Source organism: Nocardia sp. NPDC003183, assembly GCF_053590715.1.
In genome coordinates this window covers 29,130-48,952 of record NZ_JBSFTG010000002.1, presented here as the reverse complement: position 1 = coordinate 48,952, position 19,823 = coordinate 29,130, and the positions used below count along the sequence as shown (strand labels likewise).

Sequence of the window (19,823 nt, the reverse complement as noted above, 5' to 3'; positions counted from 1 at the left end):
TCAACCCTGAGCGGGGATAGTGATGGGCGTCACGATTCACCGGAATCAGCGAGGAGCCACCGCACATGATCTACGCCAAGCCGGGCACCGAGGGCAGCGTCGTCAGCTACGCGCCGCGATACGACAATTTCATCGACGGCAAGTGGATTCCGCCGGTCGAAGGCCGCTATTTCGAGAACACCTCGCCGGTGGACGGGCAGCCGTTCTGCGAGATCGCCCGCTCGAGCGCCGCCGATGTGGAACTGGCGCTCGACGCCGCCCACCGTGCGGCCCCGGCCTGGGGTGAGACCTCGGCCGCCGAGCGCGCCAACATCCTCAACAAGATCGCCGACCGGATCGAGGCCAACCTCGAGGCCCTCGCCGTCGCCGAAACCTGGGACAACGGCAAGCCGGTCCGCGAAACCCTGGCCGCCGACCTTCCCTTGGCGGTCGACCACTTCCGCTACTTCGCCGGAGTGCTGCGCGCGCAGGAAGGCGGCATCAGCGAGGTCGACAAGGACACCATCGCCTATCACTTCCACGAGCCGCTCGGCGTTGTCGCGCAGATCATTCCGTGGAACTTCCCGATCCTGATGGCCACCTGGAAGCTGGCGCCCGCACTGGCCGCCGGAAACGCGGTGGTGCTCAAGCCCGCCGAGCAGACCCCGGCCTCGATCATGAAGGTCGTCGAACTCGTCGCGGATCTGCTGCCGCCGGGAGTCCTCAACGTGGTCAACGGTTTCGGCGTCGAAGCGGGTAAGCCGCTGGCCTCGAGCCCGCGCGTGGCGAAGGTCGCGTTCACCGGAGAGACCACCACCGGCCGGCTGATCATGCAGTACGCCAGCGAGAACATCATTCCGGTCACCCTCGAGCTGGGCGGCAAGAGCCCCAACATCTTCCTGCCCGATGTGATGGCCGCCGACGACGACTACCTGGACAAGGCGATCGAAGGGTTCGTCATGTTCGCCCTCAACCAGGGCGAGGTGTGCACCTGTCCGTCGCGCGCGCTGATCGCCTCGTCGATCTACGACGAGTTCATGGCCCGCTGCGTCGAACGCACCAAGGCGATCATCAGCGGCAACCCGCTCGACGAGGCGACCATGATCGGCGCCCAGGCCAGCAACGATCAGTTCGAGAAGATCCTGTCCTACATCGACATCGGCAAGAAGGAAGGCGCCGAGGTGCTCACCGGCGGCGCGGTCCGCAGCGTCGACGGGCTGTCCGAGGGCTTCTACATCGAGCCGACGATCTTCAAGGGCAGCAACGACATGCGCGTGTTCCAGGAGGAGATCTTCGGCCCCGTCGTCGCGGTCACCACCTTCGACTCCACCGAGGAAGCGCTCTCGATCGCCAACGACACCCTCTACGGTCTCGGCGCCGGCGTGTGGACGCGCGATATGAACACCGCCTACCGCCTCGGCCGCGGCATCAAGGCAGGCCGGGTCTGGACCAACTGCTACCACGCCTACCCCGCGCACGCGGCGTTCGGCGGCTACAAGAAGTCCGGCATCGGGCGCGAGAACCACAAGATGATGCTCGATCACTACCAGCAGACCAAGAACATCCTGGTCAGCTACTCGGCGACGAAGCTCGGCTTCTTCTGATGGTGCAGCGCGTCGACCTCACCGAGAAGGCGGCGGCGCTGCTGCGGGACCTGACCGGGCAACACGGCCCGGTCATGTTCCACCAGTCCGGTGGGTGCTGCGATGGCAGCTCGCCGATGTGTTACCCGCGTGGCGAGTTCCGGGTGGGCGGTTCGGACGTGCTGCTCGGGTACCTGCCGGGCGACACCCCGTTCTGGATGAGCGCCGACCAGTTCGAGTACTGGAAACACACCCACCTCACCGTCGACGTGGTGCCGGGCCGCGGCGGCGGATTCTCGCTCGAGGCTCCCGAGGGCGTGCGGTTCCTGATCCGCTCACGCCTGTTCACCGACGAGGAAGCGGCCGCGCTCGAATCGGCGCCGCCGCGAACCGGGTGATCTGAAACACCCGTAATCAGTTCGTTTCCGCAGGTCAGCGGTGCTCGATACGCACCGCTGACCTGACGGATCCACGGCCGTAACAGTCGTCAACCATTCTTCAACCCTCGACGATCACCGTTGCCGCCGAACGCGCTTTGCTTGTTGATGAGGAGCTCCACGTGAGTACAGAAATCAGCCCCGCCACCGGCGAGGGCGCACCGGTCGACGACTATCTCGCCAAACGCACCCTGCGCAAGGGCTCGGCGGGCTGGGTACTGCTCGCGGGCCTCGGCGTGAGCTACGTGATCTCCGGCGACTTCTCCGGCTGGAACTTCGGTCTCGCCGAGGGCGGATTCGGTGGCCTGCTGATCGCCACCGTCGTCATCGCCGCGATGTATCTGGCGATGGTGCTCGGCATGGCCGAGATGTCCTCGGCACTGCCCGCGGCGGGCGGCGGCTACACCTTCGCCCGGCGCGCGCTCGGCCCGTGGGGCGGATTCGCCACCGGCACAGCCGTTCTCATCGAATACGCGATCGCGCCCGCCGCGATCGCCACCTTCATCGGCGCCTACGTGCAGTCGCTGAACCTGTTCGGGATCACCGACGGCTGGTGGGTGTATCTGGCGGTGTACGCGCTGTTCATCGGCATCCACCTGACCGGTGCGGGTGAGGCGCTCAAGGCGATGTTCGTGATCACCGGGATCGCGCTCGTCGGCCTGGTGATCTTCGCGTTCGCGGCCGTCGGCAAGTTCGACGCGGCCAACCTGACCGATATCGCGGCCGATCCCGCGGCGACCGGGTCGTCGTCGTTCCTGCCGTTCGGCTACCTGGGCATCTGGGCCGCCATCCCGTTCGCGATCTGGTTCTTCCTCGCCGTCGAAGGCGTGCCGCTGGCCGCCGAGGAAGCCAGCGAGCCGGAGAAGAACGTGCCCAAGGGCATCATCGTCGCGATGCTGCTGCTGTGCGTCACCGGCGCGGTGGTGCTGTTCCTGGTCACCGGCGCGCTCGGCGCCCAGAGCGCCTCCGCCTCGGGCAACCCGCTCGTCGAGGCGCTGGGCGACAGCTCGATGGCCAAGGTGGTCAACTACATCGGCCTGGCCGGTCTGGTCGCCAGCTTCTTCTCCATCATCTACGCGTACTCCCGCCAGACCTTCGCCCTCTCGCGCGCCGGCTATCTGCCGACCGTCCTGTCGATCACCAACTCCCGCAAGGCGCCGGTGCTGGCGCTGATCGTGCCCGGCATCATCGGCTTCGCCCTCTCGCTCACCGGCAAGGGCGCGATGCTGCTGAACATGGCCGTCTTCGGCGCGGCGCTGAGCTACGTCCTGATGATGGTGTCCCACATCGTGCTCCGCGTGCGTGAACCCAACATGCCGCGCCCGTACCGCACGCCGGGCGGCATCGTCACCACGGCGTTCGCGCTGGTCATCGCGGCCGCATCGGTGGCGGCCACGTTCCTGGTCGACCAGCAGGCCGCGCTGTGGACGCTCGGTGTGTTCGTCGCCTTCATGGCCTACTTCGGGCTCTACAGTCGCAAACACCTGGTCGCCAAATCCCCGGACGAGGAGTTCGCGGCCATCGCCAAGGCGGAATCCGAACTCGAGTAGACCGTCGGGCACCCGGCAGCGTCGCGCACGCTGCCGGGCTCCGGCGGCCGAGTACATCTCTCGAAAGGGACCCGATGACCGTGTACCGCAGCACAATCGGCGTCACGACCTACACCTTCGACGGTTTGATCGACCTGATGGCGAAAGCCACCCCCCTGCGCAGCGGCGACGAGCTCGCCGGTTGCGCGGCGGCCACCGATGCCGAACGTGCCGCGGCGCAGTGGGCGCTGGCCGAAGTTCCACTCACCACGTTCCTGAGCGACGTACTGGTGCCGTACGAGACCGACGAGGTCACCCGGCTGATCATCGACAGTCACGACCGATCGGCGTTCGCGCCGATCTCACATCTGACCGTCGGCGGATTGCGCGACTGGCTGCTCGCCGTCGCCGCCGCCGCCGATTCCGCGGCCACCCTGGCCGCGGTATCGCCCGGGCTGACGCCGGAGATGGTGGCTGCGGTCAGCAAGATCATGCGCAATCAGGATCTGATCGCGGTGGCCAAGGCGGCCGAGGTGACCGCGGGATTCCGCACCACCATCGGCCTGCCCGGCCGGTTGAGCACGCGGTTGCAGCCCAATCATCCGACCGACGATCCGCGCGGGATCGCCGCCGCCACCTTGGACGGGCTGCTGCTGGGCTGTGGCGACGCGGTGATCGGCATCAACCCCGCCACGGATTCACCGCAGGCCACCTCGGATCTCCTGCATCTGCTCGACGACGTGCGCCTGCGCTTCGACATCCCGACCCAGTCGTGCGTGCTCTCCCACGTCACCACGACCATCGGTTTGATCGAGGCGGGCGCGCCGGTGGATCTGGTGTTCCAGTCCGTCGCGGGCACCGAGGGCGCGAATACCGGCTTCGGCGTGAACATTTCGCTGTTGCGGGAGGGGAACGAAGCGGGACGATCGCTGCGGCGCGGCACCGTGGGCGACAACGTGATGTACCTCGAGACCGGGCAGGGATCGGCACTGAGCGCGAATGCCCATCTGGGCGTGGGTGATCGGCCGGTGGACCAGCAGACCCTCGAAGCGCGCGCCTACGCCGTAGCCCGGGATCTGCGACCGCTGCTGGTGAATACGGTCGTCGGCTTCATCGGACCCGAATACCTCTACGACGGCAAGCAGATCATCCGGGCCGGACTCGAAGACCACTTCTGCGGCAAGCTGCTCGGCCTGCCGATGGGCGTGGATGTCTGCTACACCAACCACGCCGAGGCCGACCAGGACGACATGGACACCCTGCTCACCCTGTTGGGTGCGGCCGGTTGCGCCTTCGTCATCGCGGTGCCCGGCGCCGACGACGTGATGCTCGGCTACCAGAGCCTGTCGTTCCACGACGCCCTGTATGCCCGCCAGGTCCTGAACCTGCGGCCCGCACCGGAATTCGAGGCCTGGCTGTCGGGTCTCGGCATGCTCGACGCGAACGGCCGTGTGCGACAGGTGGAACCGCTGTCCTCACCCCTGCGAGCCCTGACCGCCACTCGATGAGCGCACCGCGTCAGCCGGACGAGCCGCTCACGACCATCGACGCAGAAACGGAACCGCCTGTGACCCCACCTGTTCCGGCCCCACCGATCGCCGCTGCGCACGAGACGCAATCGCCTGTCGCCGAAGACTTCTGGCGAGATCTTCGGGGCAGTACGCAAGCCAGAATCGGGCTCGGCCGCACGGGCGACGCGTTGCCGACGACCGATGTCCTCACCTTGCGCGCCGCACACGCCGCGGCCCGTGACGCCGTGCACCTTCCTCTCGATGTCGCGACGTTCACCGAACACATCGCCGCACTCGGCCTCGGCACCCCGGTCACCGTAGCCAGCAGGGCGGCCGATCGCGCCGAGTACCTGCGCCGCCCCGATCTCGGCCGAGTGCCCGACGATCTCACCCCCGTCACCGCCAGCGGCGCGGACATCGGCGTCGTTCTCGCCGACGGGCTGTCCCCCTTGGCACTGTCCGAGCACGCCCCCGAACTCCTCGCCGCCCTGGCAACCGAACTCGGCGATCGCTACACCATGGCCCCACCGGTGATCGCCACCCAGGCCAGAGTGGCGCTGGGTGACCACATCGCCGAAGCCATGGGCGTGCGCACCGTTCTGGTGCTGATCGGCGAGCGCCCGGGCCTCTCGGTCGCCGACAGCCTCGGCATCTACCTGACCCACCTACCACGCCCCGGCCGCGCGGACGCCGAACGCAACTGCGTCTCCAACATCCACCCACCCGACGGCCTCACCTACGCCGAGGCCGCCCGCGTGGTGGCGGGTCTGGTCGCGGGAGCCCGCGCACTGGGTCGCTCGGGAGTCGACCTCAAAGACACCTCGCGTACCGACTCGCTGGCCGCAGCCGAAACGCTGACCGTCGACGCGCCGCCGCGGGCACCGTCTCGGTGAGCTGACCCAGACACCAGCGTGACGCGGAGCACGTTCGGCATGGAACGGGGCCGATCGCTCCTTAGAGTGATCCCCATGATCCGCACCGCCGCCCTCGCCCATGTCCGCGACCGCAGGCTGATTCAGACGCGCCCCGAAGGCAAAGATGTCTTCTACATGGCGGGCGGCAAGATCGACCCCGGCGAGACCCCTTTACAGGCGCTACATCGCGAGATCGAGGAAGAACTGGGCGTCGGGCTGGCCGGGGTCGCCGAGTTCGGCGTCTTCGAGGCCGAGGCTTTCGGGCACCGCCGCAACACCGGCCTGCACATGACCTGTTTCCGTGCCGAGCTCACCGGAGAACCCCACGCCACCGGCGAAATCGCCGAATTCCGCTACTTCACCGTGAGTGAATACGCCGCGATGGAGCACGTCGCACCCGGTTCGATGATGGTGTTCCGGCGCCTGCACGAACTCGACCTGATCGACTGGTAGGTCGCGCACGGCGTCGATTGGATATCGGCAGAAACGAACCCGTCAACGGTGACGATCCCATAGTCGTGAACCTGCCGATAACCACCGCGCCGATGACAGTGTCCGAACGTCGCGCCGCCCTACGCCAACTCGTCGCACTGTTCGGCCTGATGAACACGATGATCGAGTTGAGTGCGGGCGGCGCGTCGCGGTCGGTGGCCGAACACGCCGCCACCGCGCGCGACCTGGTCGGCGAACTCGTCGCCGACCTCGCCGCGGCGCGCTAGGAGTTCTGTTTCGGTTCGGATTCCTCGACGGCGATCACACCGGGCTCGGTGCCGTCGTCGGCCTTCTGATCCGGTTCCGGGTGCTCGGGTTCGAACGTTTCCGGCAGGCCCTTGAGGTGCTTGTTCATCGAGCGGACCAGCAGCACCGTGCCTGCCAGCAGGATCAGGATGACCAGCAGCCCGAGCGGGGAAGCCTTGCCGAACTCGGGGCCCGTCGGTTGCTGTGCGAGGTAGACCAACATCACCGGTCGTTGTCCTCGATGCCGGCGAACAGGTCGGTCTCCGGGATGGCGGTGGACACGCGCGTCTTGGCCAATTCGAACTCCTCGGTCGGCCAGAGCCGCTGCTGCATCTCCAACGGGATCGCGAAGAACGCGCCGTTGGGATCGATCTGGGTCGCGTGGGCGCGCAGGGCGTCGTCACGCTGGGGGAAGTACTTCGAGCACTCGATCTGGGTGGTGACCCGGCCCATGATGTCGCCGCGGGCCGCCTGGTACTGCTTCATCCGGTCCAGCCACTCCTGCAGCGGGAACGGTTCACCGATGCGCTCGTACTCCTCGGCGAAGGCCTCCAGGCGCTTCATGCTGAAACCGTGGTCGTAGTAGAGCTTGAGCGGCGTCCACGGCTCGCCCGCCCCGGGGAACTTCGTGGGATCGCCCGCCGCCTCGTACGCGGCCATCGAGACCTCGTGGCAGCGGATGTGGTCCGGGTGCGGGTAGCCACCGTTCTCGTCGTAGGTGGTGATCACCTGCGGCTTGAACTCGCGGATCACGCGCACCAGCGCCTCGGTGGATTCCTCCAGCGGCACCAGCGCGAAGCAGCCCTCCGGCAGCGGCGGCAGCGGGTCGCCCTCGGGCAGGCCCGAGTCGACGAATCCCAGCCAGTGCTGGCGCACGCCGAGCGCGTGCGCGGCCGCGGCCATCTCCTCGCGCCGGACCTCGTTGATCCGGTCCAGCACACCGGGGGTGTCCATGGCCGGGTTCAGGATGCTGCCGCGCTCGCCGCCGGTCAACGTCACGACGAGCACCTCGACGCCCTCCGCGGCGTACCTGGCGGTCGTCGCGGCGCCCTTGCTCGATTCGTCGTCGGGGTGGGCGTGCACTGCCATGAGGCGAAGGCCACTCACTTCTCGTTCACCGTCGCTCTCGCTCGCGGGTGTCAGATGTCGTTACCTATAGTTCCATCCGACCCCCTGTTTGTTCCGACCACCCCCGGGAGCGCGAAAACGATGACCGAGCCCGCACCGGACTCCGCCGCGACCTCGGCCGCCGCAGCAGCGCGACACGCCGATCGATATGGCACGAAACCACCTGCGCGTCGCCTGTGGCTGATGGTTTTGCTCGGTGTCGGCGTGGTGGCGGCCGGCTTCGCGGTGGCCTATCTCGGCTTCCAGAAATATGGCCCGAAGGCGATCGAGACCGAGCAGCTGGGTTACGTGGTCGTCGACGACGCCACCCTGGACATGCGGATCAAGGTCACCCGCGACGACCCGCAGCAGGCCGTGGTCTGCTTCGTACGGGCGATGGACCGTGACGGCGCCGAGGTGGGCCGGCGCGAAATACTCGTGCCGGGCTCGGACTCGACCAGCGTGCAGGTGAGCACTACGGTGAAGTCGTCGGCACGCGCTTCGGCGGGCGATATTTATGGTTGCAGCGACCAGATTCCCGGGTATCTGCGCACCAGCGATCAGTGAGCCCGCACCAGCGATCAGTGACACTGCACGGCGAATAGCCCGCCTGACTAGGCTGACCTGCATTTTTGTGAGACATGCTAAAATGGGCTGATACACGGTTCCGGGGTTCGGAGCCGTGTTTGCTGCATTGGCGGCCAGCGGTGCTGTTTGCGGGTATCGGGTTCACCCCCAGGATCGCTCCAGCCGTCGGGCTGGTGCATGCCCTCCTTCGGGAGGTTTCGCGCTGGTTTCAGGGAATCCCGGTGCGCCGGGAACAACTACTAGGGAGTGATCGAGATGACCGAGAATGTGACCTGGCTTACCCAGGAGTCGCACGACAGGCTCAAGGGCGAGTTGGACTCGCTCATTGCCAATCGTCCGGTCATTGCCGCCGAGATCAACGAGCGCCGCGAAGAGGGCGACCTCAAGGAGAACGGTGGCTACCACGCCGCGCGTGAAGAGCAGGGTCAGCAGGAGGCGCGTATCCGCCAGCTGCAGGAGCTGCTGAACAACGCCAAGGTCGGCGTCGCCCCCACCAAATCCGGTGTGGCACTGCCGGGCTCGGTCGTCACGGTCTACTACGACGGCGACGAGGGCGATACCGAGACCTTCCTGATCGCGACCCGCGAAGAGGGACTCGGCGCCACCGGCCTGGAGGCCTACTCGCCGAACTCGCCGCTGGGCGGGGCGCTGATCGACGCCAAGGTGGGCGAGACCCGCGAGTACACACTCCCCAACGGCAACACCATGAAGGTGACGCTGGTCAGCGCGGAGCCGTACCACAGCTGAGCTCGCTGAACCCGTACGTCGGGAACCCGAACGCAAGCGGCCGCATCCGGATACCGGATGCGGCCGCTTCGTCATGTGTGTCGGGTCCCGCTCAGCTCAGCGCCTGTTCGACATCGGCGAGGAGATCGCTGATGTCTTCGATGCCGACCGAGAGCCGGACCAGGTCGGCGGGGACTTCCAGCGCCGACCCCTCGGTGCTGGCGTGGGTCATGGCACCGGGGTGTTCGATGAGCGATTCGACACCGCCCAGCGATTCGGCCAACGTGAAGATCTCGGTCCGCGAGCAGAACTTCAGCGCCGCTTCCCGGCCACCGGCCAGGCGCACCGAGATCATGCCGCCGCTGCGACGCATCTGCTTCTGCGCGATCTCGTAGCCGGGGTGCGTGGGCAGACCGGGGTAGATGACCTGCGAGATGGCCGGATGGTTGGTCAGGAACTCCGCGATCACCTCGGCGTTGTCGCAGTGCTTCTCCATGCGCACGGCCAGGGTCTTGATGCCGCGCATCGTGAGGAAGGCGTCGAACGGACCGGGCACCGCGCCCGCGCCGTTCTGCAGGAACGCGAAGTCCTTGTCGAGGTCGGCGCTGTTGGTGATCAGCGCGCCGCCGACGACATCGGAGTGACCGCCGAGGTACTTGGTGGTCGAGTGCAGCACCACGTCGGCGCCGAGCAGCAGCGGCTGCTGCAGGTACGGGGTGGCGAACGTGTTGTCCACCACCAGCTTCGCGTCGGCCTCGTGGGCGATATCGGCCAGCGCGGGGATGTCACCGATGCTCAGCAGCGGATTGGTCGGCGTCTCGATCCACACCAGCTTGGTGTTGGGGCGGACGGCCGCGCGCACCGCGTCGAGGTCGGCGATGTGGGCGGGCGAGTGCTCGATGCCCCACTGACTGAAGACCTTGTCGATGAGCCGGAAGGTGCCGCCGTAGGCGTCGTCGGGAATCACGATGTGATCGCCGGGGCGCAGCATCGCGCGCAGCGCACAGTCGGTGGCCGCCATGCCCGAGGCGAAGGCACGCCCGTAGCTGCCCGATTCGAGGGCCGCGAGGTTGGCTTCCAGTGCCGTGCGGGTGGGGTTGCCGGTGCGCGCGTACTCGTAACCACCGCGCATGCCGCCGACGCCGTCCTGGGCGAAGGTGGAGCTCGCGTAGATGGGCACGTTGACCGCACCGGTCTGAGGATCGGGTTCGTATCCGGCGTGCACGGCCCTGGTGGAGAATCCCAGCTCACTCATCACCTCAGACTAGTTGGCCTGCTCCGGGTGCGATCGCTGGGGTGGCGGCCTGGTCGAAGTGTCGGTTTCGGGGCTGGTACTGCGGTTAAGCTCACGCCATGGTCACTGTCGAAGAGTTGTTCGCCATCGATCCGTTGCTGTCGTCGGAGGAGCGCGAAATCCGCGACACGGTGGCGCGATTCGGGGAACGCAGGCTGCGACCGCACCTCGCCGACTGGTTCGAGCAGGGCACATTCCCGGTCCGCGAGATCGCACCGGAACTGGGCAAGCTCGGGCTGCTCGGCATGCACCTCGACGGCTACGGCTGCGCGGGCGCGTCGGCCACCGCGTACGGCCTCGCCTGCCTGGAACTCGAAGCCGTCGACTCCGGCGTGCGCAGCATGGTGTCGGTACAGGGCTCGCTGGCGATGGCGGCCATTCATTTCTTCGGTTCCGAGGAGCAGAAGCAGCAGTACCTGCCTGCGATGGCGGCCGGTGAGGTGATCGGGTGCTTCGGGCTCACCGAGCCCGATTTCGGGTCCAACCCCGGCGGCATGCGCACGCGGGCACGTCGCGACGGTGACGACTGGATCCTGAACGGGTCGAAGATGTGGATCACCAATGGGTCGGTGGCCGATGTCGCCGTCGTCTGGGCGTATGCGGAGGAGCCCGGCGCGGACAAGGCGCGGGTGCGCGGCTTCCTGGTACCCGCGGGCACACCGGGTTTCACCACTCGCGAGATCCATCGCAAGCTGTCGCTGCGCGCATCGCTCACCGCCGCACTGGATTTCGACGATGTGCGCCTGCCCGCCGATGCCGTGCTGCCCGAATCACGGGGGCTCAGTTCGCCGCTGGCGTGCTTGAGCGAGGCGCGATTCGGCATCGTCTTCGGCGCGCTCGGCGCCGCGCGCGACTGCCTGAGCGCCGCGATCGACTACGCCCGCACCCGCGAGGTGTTCGACAAGCCGCTCGCGGGCTATCAGCTCACCCAGGCCAAACTGGCCGATATGGCGCTCGAACTCGGCAAGGGGCAGTTGCTCGCGCTGCACCTGGGCCGGTTGAAGGATCGACACGAGATCACCGGCGAGCAGATCAGCGCGGGCAAGCTGAACAGCACGCGCGAGGCCATCAAGATTGCTCGCGAATGCCGGACCATCCTGGGCGCCAACGGCATCACCCTCGACTACCCGGTCCTGCGGCACGCCAACAACCTGGAATCCGTGCTGACCTACGAGGGCACCGCCGAGGTGCACCAGCTGGTCATCGGCAAGGCGCTCACCGACGCCAACGCGTTCCGGTAGGTCAGGTTCGGGCCGACAGGCTCGGCCTCGGCGCGGGCCTGATCATGCCGCCGGCGAAGGCCGCGGCGAGCATCACGATCACCACGGTGAGCACGGTCAGCGCGATCGGCACGGTGATCGCTGCGGGAATGCCGAGCAGGGTCAGCCCGGCCACACTGCCGCAACCCCAGAAGATCGCGGCGGCGAGACGGCCGAGCAGGGGTGCGTAGGGCGAGCGGCGCCAGGCGCGGGAGACCCTTGTCTGCGCCGAATACCCTGCGCTAGCAGCGATTACCGTGCTCATGCCGAACAGGTGAACGGCCGGGTCGGTGACCTGCACTGCGGGATCCCTTCGCTCGCCGGGCTGGTTTGCCGAAAGTTGTCTCCGAACGGTTATACCCATTCAGAGTCCATCGGGCGCCCGGTTCACGCAAGTCCGCGATCTCGATCACATCTCGTCGGCTACGCCCTCGTCGTCGAGGTCGGCGCGGGCAGTTCCAGATTCTCGCGGTAGGTCGCGCCCAGATAGTCGGTGTCGAGCAGCTTCCGGCGACGCAGCTCGGGCAGCAGACCGTTGACGACGAAATCGTGGGTGCGCTCGTCGGTGAACCCGCCGAGGGAGATCACGTCGAGCACATTCGCCCGATAGCGCTCCTCGATCGCGTCGGCGAGCTGTTCGGGGGTGCCCGCCGCTGCCCAGTGGCCGGTGTCCTTGGCGGCGATGACGAGTTCGCGCAGCGTCGCGCCGGAGGCGGCGAGCTTGGCGAAGATCTCGACCCGGCCGCGTCGCCGGTGTACCGAATCCAGTTGCGGCAGCAGTGCTTCCGGGATGGGCTTGTCCAGCGGTAGCTCGGACAGGTCGATGCCGCCACCCAGCATGTCGGCCAGTTGACGGCGCCCCGCCTCGAAATCGGTGGCTTCGGCGGCCTCGCGAACCAGCCTGCGGGCTTCTTCCTCCGTCGCGCCGTAGGTGGCGTGGAAGGAACTGAAGATGAGCGGAAGCCCGTCCGGCCTGCCCAGCTCGGCGGCGCGGGTGCGGATCTTCTTCGTGTAGGTGATCGCATCCTCGAGCGTGGCCAGCGAGGTGAACACCACCTCCGCGAATCGTGCGCCGAGTTCGACGCCGCCCGCGGATTGACCGGCCTGGAACTGCACCGGCCTGCCTTGGGGCAGCGGCGGGATGTTCAGCGGGCCGCGGACCGAGAAATGCTGTCCGGCGAAGTCGATCGGCCGCACGAGCGATTCGTCCAGGGTCGCGCCCCCCGCGCCGTCCGGCCGCAGCGCACCAGGGCGCCAGCTGTCGAACAGCGCGTTGACCACCTCGATGGATTCGGTGGCGCGCGCGTAGCGCTGCTCCGGGCTCGGTAGATCGCGGTCGCCGTAGTTCTCCTCGCCCAGCGACGAGGTCACCGCGTTCCAGGCCGCGCGGCCGTTGCTGATGTGGTCGAGCGTGCCGAAGAGCCGGGCCAGGTTATAGGGATGATGGAAGGTCGTGGACACGGTGGCGATCAGGCCGACATCGGTGGTCACCGCGCCGAGGGCGGCGAGCTGGATCAGTGGTTCCTGCGCGCCGATCGCCCCCTGTGCGCCGAAGCTGAGCAGGTCCGCCGCGAAGATCGCACCGATCTTGTTCTGCTGTGCGATCCGCGCGATCCGGATACCCTCCTCGAGCGTGGAACGGGTCGGGTCCAGTGCCGCGGCGTACACATCGCGTGATCCGCTCACCCCGGTGACGGTCTTCAATTTCCGACGTTCGCTGCCCATGGTCGACAGTCCAGCAGGGCGCTGCGCGAGCGACCATGGTTGTGCTCAACCGAATTCGATCGACCCGCGAAATGGTTGCGACGTATTCGCCCGGTCACGCTATCGATCTTGAATCGATCCAATTTCTTCAGCGACGGAGAGATTGCTACCATATTGCAATGTTTGCGCCAGGTCCCGCGTTGCTCGAACTCTCGGCGCAACGACAATTACAGCAGTTGAACACCGAGTTCGGAGCACCCGCGGCCGCCGTCGCCGCGGTGGTACCCGGACTGTCCGCCCAGCTCGACCAGCATGCCGCCGCGGTGCGCGACATTCTCGCTCTCGGCGTCGACGATTCGACGCGGGTGCCACTCGGTATTCTGCTCGCCGGTTATGTCCGCGGACTGCTCGACCATTTCGCCGAGCGGGCCGACGGGTTCTTCGCGGGCGCGCCGGACAACTGGCACGACGCCGACTGGCTGCAGTTGCGCCTTGCCGCGGTGTGCGCGTACGCCGCCGACTGATACCCCACCGACGACATCGGCGCACCGCCACCCGAAGGTGACGGTGCGCCGATGCCCGTTGATCACCGCACGGTTTCGCCGCCCCAGCCCGGCTCGCCGCCGGGGTAGGTCGCGCCGGGCGTGACCCGCGCCTGCTCGGCCGCACTCGGCGCCACCCGCTCGCCCTGACGCTCGGCGTCCTCACGTCCGCGCTGGTAGGCCTGGGCATGGCCCTTCATCGCCGGCATCTCCGATTCCAGGTTGCCGAGCCAATTGCTCCAGCGCTGCTCCATGGGCCTGACCAGGCCGCCACCGACACCGACCACCAGAATGCCGCCGATGGTGGCGAGCACGGCGATTAGGACCGGGGTGGTCACCGAGGTCGCGACACCGATCTGGTTCAGCGCCGCGATGATGCCGATACCCCAGATGAACACCGCCGCGATCCGGCCGAGCATGTGCCCGTAGGACAGCCCGCCGAGCGCGTTGGAGACGAGATCGCTCACCGCGTGCGCGATCGCCGCGGCGATCACCACGATGATGATCGCGACCACCGCCTTGGGCAGCCACGCCACGATGCTGGTGAGCAGCGCACTGACCGGGTTCGGCCCGAACACCGCGAAACCGATCTGCAACGCGATCAGCAGAATCGCGTAATAGGCGATCTTGGCGATGATGTCGGAAGCGTCATATTTACTGCGGGACATCATTTTCCGCAGTTCGCCACGTTCGACGAGCTTGTCGAATCCGACACGTTCCAGCACCGCGTTCACGATCTTGGCGACCACCTTCGCGATGATCCAGCCGACGAGAAGAATGGCGATGAATGCCACCGCTTTGGGGACGAACTGCGCGACCGAACTCCATGCGTCGGTCAAGCCCTGCTGGAAATCTATCGCAATGACGGAGGTATCCACGGCCTATCCTTTCGCTCATTCCGATCAGTGCGGCTGAATTGCCGATGCACCTGTTCGTGCTGTTTACCCAGGTAATTTCCATCGAATCCGCGTAGTTGCGATAAATTTGCTCACGGCCGGTCAGAGCCACAGTGACCCACGGATCTCGTTCCGCCCAGCCCCTCGAGCCGATCGGCGCCGGTCCGAAATTCGGTTGCCTGGTTCTCGACCGCTTCCTAGAGTCGGTCCCATGTCGTGCCACTACTTCATTCGCCTCCGCTACATCCGGGCTCTGGCCCGCTAGCGGACGCGGATAACTTCATCGGCGTCCACCGGCGCGCCCAGGGCCCTTCGAGACTCATTCGACTCGAAGACCCGAAGGGGCAACTGCCGTGGCGCAGGATTTCGCACACCGAAACTACTCACACACTCAGCGCAAGGTCACCGGCAAGAGCGGCGGTCGGACCGCCCGTGACCACGCGAGAAGAACACTGTCCCAGAACTTTCTGGTGGATCGTGCCGCCGTCGACTCGATAGTGGCGGTGGCCGATCCGGCGGGAACAGTTCTCGAACCCGGTGCGGGCGAAGGCGTTCTCACGCACGCACTGGCTCGCCGGGGCGCAAAGGTCACCGCGTACGAGATCGATCCGCTGCTCGCGGCCAAGCTCTCGGCACGAACCCGGTCCGAGAACGGAATCCGCGTCGTCCGTGGCGATTTCACCAAGGCCAGGGCTCCCCGGGAGCCGTTCGCCGTGGTGGGCAACATCCCGTTCTCCGTGACCGCCGAGATCGTCGACTGGTGTCTGACCGCACCGGCCCTGACCTCGGCGACACTGCTCACCCAACGCGAATACGCCCGCAAGCGCACCGGCGACTACGGCCGCTGGAGCCTACTGACCGCGACGACCTGGCCGTGGTTCAGCTGGGAACTCCACGGGCAGGTACCCCGCGACAGCTTCCGCCCGATCCCGTCGGTCGATTCGGCGATCTTGAGGATCACCAGAAGACCGGAACCACGTGTACGACAGCAGGATTCCTACACCGAGCTGGTGCGAACCGGCTACTCCGGTATCGGTGGCACGGTGCGCGCTTCGCTGCGTACCCACTACCGAGGAGTCGACGAAGCGTTGACCGCTACCGGCATCGACCACAGCACGGTCGTCGCGTATGTCCACCCGGACCAGTGGGTGGAGTTGCACTCGATACTCACTCGCTGACCAGGAGTCGGTGCTGCCTTCACTCGTGCGGGCAGCACCGTCCTCCGCGTGCCGCGCTGTCAGGGGATGACGACCGGTCCGGTGAGCGGTGACGGGTCGTCGGCCCAGCGGTGGCCGATCTCGCGGGGGGTGATGTTCTCGTCGGCCCATGCGATCAGCAGCTGTGCGACCTTGTCGTGCATGGTGGTGCGGAGCCGGTCGAACGAGGTGTCGGGGACGTCGTCCACTTCGCCGAGCAGCAACCACCACGCCCAGGCCACCGCACCCGCGTTGGCGACGAAATCGGGCAGTACCGGGACACCGCGGGCGGCGAGCATGGCCTCGGCTTCCGGTGTGGTGGCGGCGTTCGCGGCTTCGACGACGACGCGCGCCCGGATGTCGTAGGAGTTGTCCGGCGTGATCGCATACGAGATCGCCGCGGGCACAAGGATATCGACGTCGGCCGATATCACGGCGCCGCGCGGCATCTCCTCGATGCCCGCGGGCAGGCGGGACCGGTCGATCTCGCCGTAGCCGTCGCGCAGTTCCAGCAGCGCCGGAATGTCGAGGCCCTCGGCGCAGTACAGGGTGCCCGCGGCATCGGCCACCGTGGTGATCTTCATCCCGGCCTCGTGCAGGTAGTACGCCGCCGCCCCGCCCATGGTGCCCACGCCTTGGATCGCGGCCGTCGTGTCGGCGGGCGCCTGCCCCCACTGCACCGCCGCGGCCAGACAGGCGTGCGCGACACCGAAACCACCGATGACGTCACCGAGCAGGAAGCCGCCGTCGACCGCGACGTTGAGCCCGCCGCGGACTCGCGCCAGCGTCGCCGCCGGGTCGGCGGAGCGCCGGATGGCGGCGTGGAAGCTCTGATCCAGGTCGAGCTTGACGAAGACCGCGTCGATCAGGTGCTGCGGGACCCCCAGGTCCTCGGCGGTCACCCAGTGCGTGTCGAGCCACGGGCGCATCGCCTCGCAGAACCGCTCCAGCACGTCCACCGCGCGCGGATCCTTCGGATCGAAGTCGATCCCGCCCTTGGCGCCGCCGATCGGGAGGTCGAAGGTGGCGGTCTTGTTCGCCATGCCGCGCGCCAGATCCTCGACCTCGCGCAGGGTGCAGCCGGCGCGCATCCGGGTGCCACCGGTGGCCAGGCCGCCGCGCAGGGTGTGGACGACAAGGTAGCCGACCGCGTCAGTGCGCGAATCCGTCCAGTGCAGACGCAGGTACGGCTCGCAACGACGGTTCGCGGGAGTGATGGCCGGGTCCGTCGATGTGCCCGCAACGCCGTGCGAACTCACCTGCGGCATACCTGTGCCCGGGTCGAGCATCGTCATGGTGCCCACCTCCTCATTCGTCGTGATCGCCTGTGGCGGACCTCGTCGTCCCCGGTAGCACCAAGCCTGCGCGGCCCCTGCCCGCGCGTCTATTTACGGTTCGTTCACGGCACCCTTCACGGTTCCTGCACAGTGCATACGCTCGGTGCTATGGACCTGTCTCTGGCCCGCTTGCGAATGTTGCGCGAACTACACCGGCGCGGCACCATCACGGCCGCCGCGGCCGCTCTGCACTACACCGCGTCGGCGGTCTCCCAACAGCTCGCACAGCTCGAACGCGACGCGGGCACCCGGCTGTTCGAACGACGCGGGCGCCGCGTGCAGCTCACCGACCTCGGGATCGTGCTGGCAGAGCACGCCGAAGAGATCCTGGCCGCGGTCGAGCGCGCGACCCAGGCGCTCGAGGAAGCGGGCGGATCGGTGACGGCGAAGATCACCGCCGGAGTGTGGGCGTCGGTGGCCTCCGGGCTGCTCCCCGACGCGCTCACCACCCTCGCCGCCTCACACCCGGGCATTCTGGTGCGTACCACCGAACTCGCACCGGAGTCGACGGCCGCCGCGGTCCGTGACGGCACGCTGGACCTGTCGTTCGTTCTCGACTACTCGAACTATCCGATGACCTGGGACCGTGGTCTGGAGCGGGCGGTCATCGGTGTCGAACGGATCCACGCCGCCGTCCCGGCAGGCGCGGTGCCCACCGCAGGGGTGACCCTGGCCGAGTTGTCCGAGCATCCGTGGATCATCGCGCCCGCCCGGTCGCACTTCGGGCACGCGGCGCGGCTGGCGTTCCAGTCCGCCGGGCTGCGGCCGCGCATCGATCACGAGCTGGAAGAGCAGGCGACCTCGATGGCGATGGTCGCGGCCGGTCTCGGTGTGACGCTGGTGTCGGATCTGGGTCTGGCGTTGCGCCCACCCGGGGTGGACATCGTGCCGCTCGGCGACGCCCTCACCCGCACGGTGTCGCTGGCCTACCGCACCAACTCGGCGGGCCGGGCCGCGCTGCTGCTGGTGGTGGACGCGATCCGGACCGCCGCGGCGAAGAAGGGACTCGCCCCCGATATCCGCACCGCACCCACCGTGCGCCGAACCTCAGATGCTGCCGGTGCTCAGGAAACCGAGTAGATCGTGGCGGGTGATGACGCCGACAGGCTTACCGTCTTCGACGACCATCAGCGCGTCGGAATCCGACAGTGCCTTGGTGGCGGTCGAGAGGGGCTCGCCCGAGCCGATCAGCGGGAACGACGGGCTCATGTGCTGGGCAACGGAGTCGGTGAGATTGGCGCGGCCTTCGAACACCGCCGAGAGCAGGTCGCGTTCGGTGACGCTGCCCGCGACCTCACCGGCCATGACCGGCGGCTCGGCCCCGACGACGGGCATCTGGGAGACACCGTATTCGCGCAGGATCTCGATGGCGTCGCGCAGGGTTTCCGACGGGTGGGTGTGCACCAGGTCGGGCAGGGCGCCGGACTTGCCGCGCAGCACGTCGCCGACCAGCGGTTCCGGGCCGGCTTCCAGCGGAGTCTGGAGGAAGCCGTAGGAGCTCATCCACTTGTCGTTGAAGATCTTCGACAGGTAGCCGCGGCCACCGTCGGGCAGCAGCACGACCACCACGGCGTCGGGATCACGGCGGGCGACCTCGATCGCGGCGACCACGGCCATGCCGCAGGAACCACCGACCAGCAGACCTTCCTCGCGTGCCAGGCGCCGGGTCATCTCGAAGGAGTCCGCGTCGGAGACGGCGATGATCTCGTCGGGGATCGACGCGTCGTAGGCGGTGGGCCAGAAGTCCTCGCCCACACCCTCGACCAGGTAGGGGCGCCCGGTGCCGCCGGAGTACACCGAGCCCTCCGGATCGGCGCCGATGATCTTGACCTTGCCGCCGGACACTTCCTTGAGATAGCGGCCGGTGCCGGAGATGGTGCCGCCGGTGCCGACGCCCGCGACGAAGTGGGTGACCTTGCCTTCGGTGTCGGCCCAGATCTCGGGACCGGTGGTCTCGTAGTGGCTGTCGGGGCCGCCCGGGTTCGAGTACTGGTTGGGCTTCCAAGCGCCCTCGATCTCCCTGACCAGGCGATCGGAGACGTTGTAGTAGCTGTCGGGGTGCTCCGGCGGCACGGCGGTCGGGCAGACCACGACCTCGGCGCCGTAGGCACGCAACACGTTGCGCTTGTCCTCGCTGACCTTGTCCGGGCACACGAACACGCACTTGTACCCGCGCTGCTGGGCGACCAGCGCCAGGCCGACACCGGTATTTCCCGAGGTCGGCTCGACGATCGTGCCGCCCGGCTTCAGCAGTCCGTCCTGCTCGGCGGCGTCGATCATCTTGACCGCGATCCGGTCCTTGGAGCTGCCGCCCGGGTTCAGGTATTCGACCTTCGCGGCCACCAGGCCCGCGTTGGGGCCGACCACCGAGTTCAGCCGAACAAGGGGGGTGTTGCCGATGAGATCGACGACATGATCCGCGATGCGCATGGTGCCGAGGGTAGCCGAGCACTTGCGCCCGACGCCGAGCGGATGGGCGCCCA

General features: G+C 67.5%; 21 protein-coding genes. 13 read left to right on the top strand and 8 right to left on the bottom strand.

Annotated elements, in window-relative coordinates; all coding sequences use genetic code 11:
* Positions 1–65 precede the first annotated feature (65 nt).
* From adh to ACWDXS_RS08005, 7 genes are all read left to right on the top strand, one after another.
* Positions 66–1,583: an aldehyde dehydrogenase gene (gene adh / locus ACWDXS_RS08035; RefSeq protein WP_378993073.1), complete on the top strand. Its 1,518-nt coding sequence runs from the start codon at positions 66–68 to the stop codon at positions 1,581–1,583.
* Positions 1,583–1,960 (top strand): DUF779 domain-containing protein, encoded by a 378-nt coding sequence (locus ACWDXS_RS08030; protein ID WP_378993074.1) that lies wholly within the window; start codon positions 1,583–1,585, stop codon positions 1,958–1,960. The genes adh and ACWDXS_RS08030 overlap by 1 nt, the downstream gene beginning before the upstream one ends.
* A gap of 161 nt (positions 1,961–2,121) precedes the next feature.
* A complete protein-coding gene (gene eat / locus ACWDXS_RS08025; RefSeq protein WP_449963542.1) occupies positions 2,122–3,549 on the top strand; it encodes an ethanolamine permease in 1,428 nt (475 codons plus the stop codon).
* A gap of 74 nt (positions 3,550–3,623) precedes the next feature.
* A complete protein-coding gene (locus ACWDXS_RS08020; RefSeq protein WP_387445858.1) occupies positions 3,624–5,036 on the top strand; it encodes an ethanolamine ammonia-lyase subunit EutB in 1,413 nt (470 codons plus the stop codon).
* A 59-nt stretch (positions 5,037–5,095) separates the two neighbouring features.
* Positions 5,096–5,932: an ethanolamine ammonia-lyase subunit EutC gene (gene eutC / locus ACWDXS_RS08015; protein ID WP_449963538.1), complete on the top strand. Its 837-nt coding sequence runs from the start codon at positions 5,096–5,098 to the stop codon at positions 5,930–5,932.
* A 75-nt stretch (positions 5,933–6,007) separates the two neighbouring features.
* A complete protein-coding gene (locus ACWDXS_RS08010; protein ID WP_378636247.1) occupies positions 6,008–6,406 on the top strand; it encodes an NUDIX hydrolase in 399 nt (132 codons plus the stop codon).
* Between the two features lie 92 nt (positions 6,407–6,498).
* Complete coding sequence (locus ACWDXS_RS08005) at positions 6,499–6,672, top strand: hypothetical protein (RefSeq protein ID WP_378993080.1); 174 nt, start codon at positions 6,499–6,501, stop codon at positions 6,670–6,672.
* On the opposite strand, the gene ACWDXS_RS08000 is transcribed toward ACWDXS_RS08005, so the two are convergent.
* Together ACWDXS_RS08000 and mca are read right to left on the bottom strand one after the other, a co-directional pair.
* Complete coding sequence (locus ACWDXS_RS08000) at positions 6,669–6,914, bottom strand: hypothetical protein (RefSeq protein ID WP_378636354.1); 246 nt, start codon at positions 6,912–6,914, stop codon at positions 6,669–6,671. The two genes, ACWDXS_RS08005 and ACWDXS_RS08000, sit on opposite strands and share 4 nt — an antisense overlap.
* Positions 6,914–7,780, bottom strand: a complete 867-nt coding sequence (gene mca / locus ACWDXS_RS07995; protein WP_378993082.1) for a mycothiol conjugate amidase Mca — start codon at positions 7,778–7,780, stop codon at positions 6,914–6,916. The genes ACWDXS_RS08000 and mca overlap by 1 nt, the downstream gene beginning before the upstream one ends.
* Positions 7,781–7,900: 120 nt before the next feature.
* On the opposite strand from mca, the gene ACWDXS_RS07990 reads away from it, so the two are divergent.
* Positions 7,901–8,365 carry a DUF4307 domain-containing protein gene (locus ACWDXS_RS07990; protein ID WP_378993084.1) on the top strand — a complete coding sequence of 155 codons (465 nt, stop codon included), beginning with the start codon at positions 7,901–7,903 and terminating at the stop codon, positions 8,363–8,365.
* A gap of 276 nt (positions 8,366–8,641) precedes the next feature.
* On the top strand, positions 8,642–9,133 hold the full coding sequence (gene greA / locus ACWDXS_RS07985; RefSeq protein WP_056813695.1) for a transcription elongation factor GreA: 492 nt from the start codon (positions 8,642–8,644) through the stop codon (positions 9,131–9,133).
* Between the two features lie 91 nt (positions 9,134–9,224).
* On the opposite strand, the gene ACWDXS_RS07980 is transcribed toward greA, so the two are convergent.
* Positions 9,225–10,367 (bottom strand): cystathionine gamma-synthase, encoded by a 1,143-nt coding sequence (locus tag ACWDXS_RS07980; protein WP_379316169.1) that lies wholly within the window; start codon positions 10,365–10,367, stop codon positions 9,225–9,227.
* Positions 10,368–10,465: 98 nt separating this feature from the next.
* Between ACWDXS_RS07980 and ACWDXS_RS07975 the strand changes: the two genes are divergently transcribed.
* Positions 10,466–11,647 (top strand): acyl-CoA dehydrogenase family protein, encoded by a 1,182-nt coding sequence (locus ACWDXS_RS07975; protein ID WP_378993088.1) that lies wholly within the window; start codon positions 10,466–10,468, stop codon positions 11,645–11,647.
* A gap of 1 nt (position 11,648) precedes the next feature.
* On the opposite strand, the gene ACWDXS_RS07970 is transcribed toward ACWDXS_RS07975, so the two are convergent.
* On the bottom strand, positions 11,649–11,930 hold the full coding sequence (locus ACWDXS_RS07970) for a hypothetical protein (RefSeq protein WP_378993090.1): 282 nt from the start codon (positions 11,928–11,930) through the stop codon (positions 11,649–11,651).
* A 158-nt stretch (positions 11,931–12,088) separates the two neighbouring features.
* Entirely contained in the window at positions 12,089–13,390 is a 1,302-nt protein-coding gene (locus ACWDXS_RS07965; protein WP_387445856.1) for an NtaA/DmoA family FMN-dependent monooxygenase, read from the bottom strand.
* A gap of 158 nt (positions 13,391–13,548) precedes the next feature.
* On the opposite strand from ACWDXS_RS07965, the gene ACWDXS_RS07960 reads away from it, so the two are divergent.
* Entirely contained in the window at positions 13,549–13,893 is a 345-nt protein-coding gene (locus ACWDXS_RS07960; protein ID WP_379315497.1) for a DUF6401 family natural product biosynthesis protein, read from the top strand.
* 62 nt (positions 13,894–13,955) lie between these two features.
* On the opposite strand, the gene ACWDXS_RS07955 is transcribed toward ACWDXS_RS07960, so the two are convergent.
* Positions 13,956–14,789: a mechanosensitive ion channel family protein gene (locus tag ACWDXS_RS07955; protein WP_378993095.1), complete on the bottom strand. Its 834-nt coding sequence runs from the start codon at positions 14,787–14,789 to the stop codon at positions 13,956–13,958.
* A 371-nt stretch (positions 14,790–15,160) separates the two neighbouring features.
* Between ACWDXS_RS07955 and erm the strand changes: the two genes are divergently transcribed.
* Complete coding sequence (erm, locus tag ACWDXS_RS07950; protein WP_449963526.1) at positions 15,161–15,985, top strand: ErmE/ErmH/ErmO/ErmR family 23S rRNA (adenine(2058)-N(6))-methyltransferase; 825 nt, start codon at positions 15,161–15,163, stop codon at positions 15,983–15,985.
* A gap of 59 nt (positions 15,986–16,044) precedes the next feature.
* Here the strand turns inward: erm and ACWDXS_RS07945 are convergent, their stop codons facing one another.
* Positions 16,045–17,292, bottom strand: coding sequence for a Glu/Leu/Phe/Val dehydrogenase dimerization domain-containing protein (locus ACWDXS_RS07945; RefSeq protein ID WP_387445898.1), 1,248 nt, complete (start codon positions 17,290–17,292; stop codon positions 16,045–16,047).
* Between the two features lie 156 nt (positions 17,293–17,448).
* On the opposite strand from ACWDXS_RS07945, the gene ACWDXS_RS07940 reads away from it, so the two are divergent.
* Positions 17,449–18,420 carry a LysR family transcriptional regulator gene (locus ACWDXS_RS07940; protein ID WP_378993098.1) on the top strand — a complete coding sequence of 324 codons (972 nt, stop codon included), beginning with the start codon at positions 17,449–17,451 and terminating at the stop codon, positions 18,418–18,420.
* Here ACWDXS_RS07940 and ACWDXS_RS07935 read toward each other — a convergent pair.
* Positions 18,388–19,770 carry a cystathionine beta-synthase gene (locus ACWDXS_RS07935; RefSeq protein WP_378636216.1) on the bottom strand — a complete coding sequence of 461 codons (1,383 nt, stop codon included), beginning with the start codon at positions 19,768–19,770 and terminating at the stop codon, positions 18,388–18,390. The two genes, ACWDXS_RS07940 and ACWDXS_RS07935, sit on opposite strands and share 33 nt — an antisense overlap.
* Positions 19,771–19,823 lie beyond the last annotated feature (53 nt).

What these genes read in the sequence shown, in the direction of transcription:
- adh (WP_378993073.1), top strand. Translation starts at nt 66, where the DNA reads ATGATCTACGCCAAGCCGGGCACCGAGGGCAGCGTCGTCAGCTACGCG.
- ACWDXS_RS08030 (WP_378993074.1), top strand. Translation starts at nt 1,583, where the DNA reads ATGGTGCAGCGCGTCGACCTCACCGAGAAGGCGGCGGCGCTGCTGCGG.
- ACWDXS_RS08020 (WP_387445858.1), top strand. Translation starts at nt 3,624, where the DNA reads ATGACCGTGTACCGCAGCACAATCGGCGTCACGACCTACACCTTCGAC.
- ACWDXS_RS08010 (WP_378636247.1), top strand. Translation starts at nt 6,008, where the DNA reads ATGATCCGCACCGCCGCCCTCGCCCATGTCCGCGACCGCAGGCTGATT.
- ACWDXS_RS08005 (WP_378993080.1), top strand. Translation starts at nt 6,499, where the DNA reads ATGACAGTGTCCGAACGTCGCGCCGCCCTACGCCAACTCGTCGCACTG.
- ACWDXS_RS08000 (WP_378636354.1), bottom strand. Translation starts at nt 6,914, where the DNA reads ATGTTGGTCTACCTCGCACAGCAACCGACGGGCCCCGAGTTCGGCAAG.
- mca (WP_378993082.1), bottom strand. Translation starts at nt 7,780, where the DNA reads ATGGCAGTGCACGCCCACCCCGACGACGAATCGAGCAAGGGCGCCGCG.
- ACWDXS_RS07990 (WP_378993084.1), top strand. Translation starts at nt 7,901, where the DNA reads ATGACCGAGCCCGCACCGGACTCCGCCGCGACCTCGGCCGCCGCAGCA.
- greA (WP_056813695.1), top strand. Translation starts at nt 8,642, where the DNA reads ATGACCGAGAATGTGACCTGGCTTACCCAGGAGTCGCACGACAGGCTC.
- ACWDXS_RS07980 (WP_379316169.1), bottom strand. Translation starts at nt 10,367, where the DNA reads ATGAGTGAGCTGGGATTCTCCACCAGGGCCGTGCACGCCGGATACGAA.
- ACWDXS_RS07975 (WP_378993088.1), top strand. Translation starts at nt 10,466, where the DNA reads ATGGTCACTGTCGAAGAGTTGTTCGCCATCGATCCGTTGCTGTCGTCG.
- ACWDXS_RS07970 (WP_378993090.1), bottom strand. Translation starts at nt 11,930, where the DNA reads ATGAGCACGGTAATCGCTGCTAGCGCAGGGTATTCGGCGCAGACAAGG.
- ACWDXS_RS07965 (WP_387445856.1), bottom strand. Translation starts at nt 13,390, where the DNA reads ATGGGCAGCGAACGTCGGAAATTGAAGACCGTCACCGGGGTGAGCGGA.
- ACWDXS_RS07960 (WP_379315497.1), top strand. Translation starts at nt 13,549, where the DNA reads ATGTTTGCGCCAGGTCCCGCGTTGCTCGAACTCTCGGCGCAACGACAA.
- ACWDXS_RS07945 (WP_387445898.1), bottom strand. Translation starts at nt 17,292, where the DNA reads ATGCTCGACCCGGGCACAGGTATGCCGCAGGTGAGTTCGCACGGCGTT.
- ACWDXS_RS07940 (WP_378993098.1), top strand. Translation starts at nt 17,449, where the DNA reads ATGGACCTGTCTCTGGCCCGCTTGCGAATGTTGCGCGAACTACACCGG.
- ACWDXS_RS07935 (WP_378636216.1), bottom strand. Translation starts at nt 19,770, where the DNA reads ATGCGCATCGCGGATCATGTCGTCGATCTCATCGGCAACACCCCCCTT.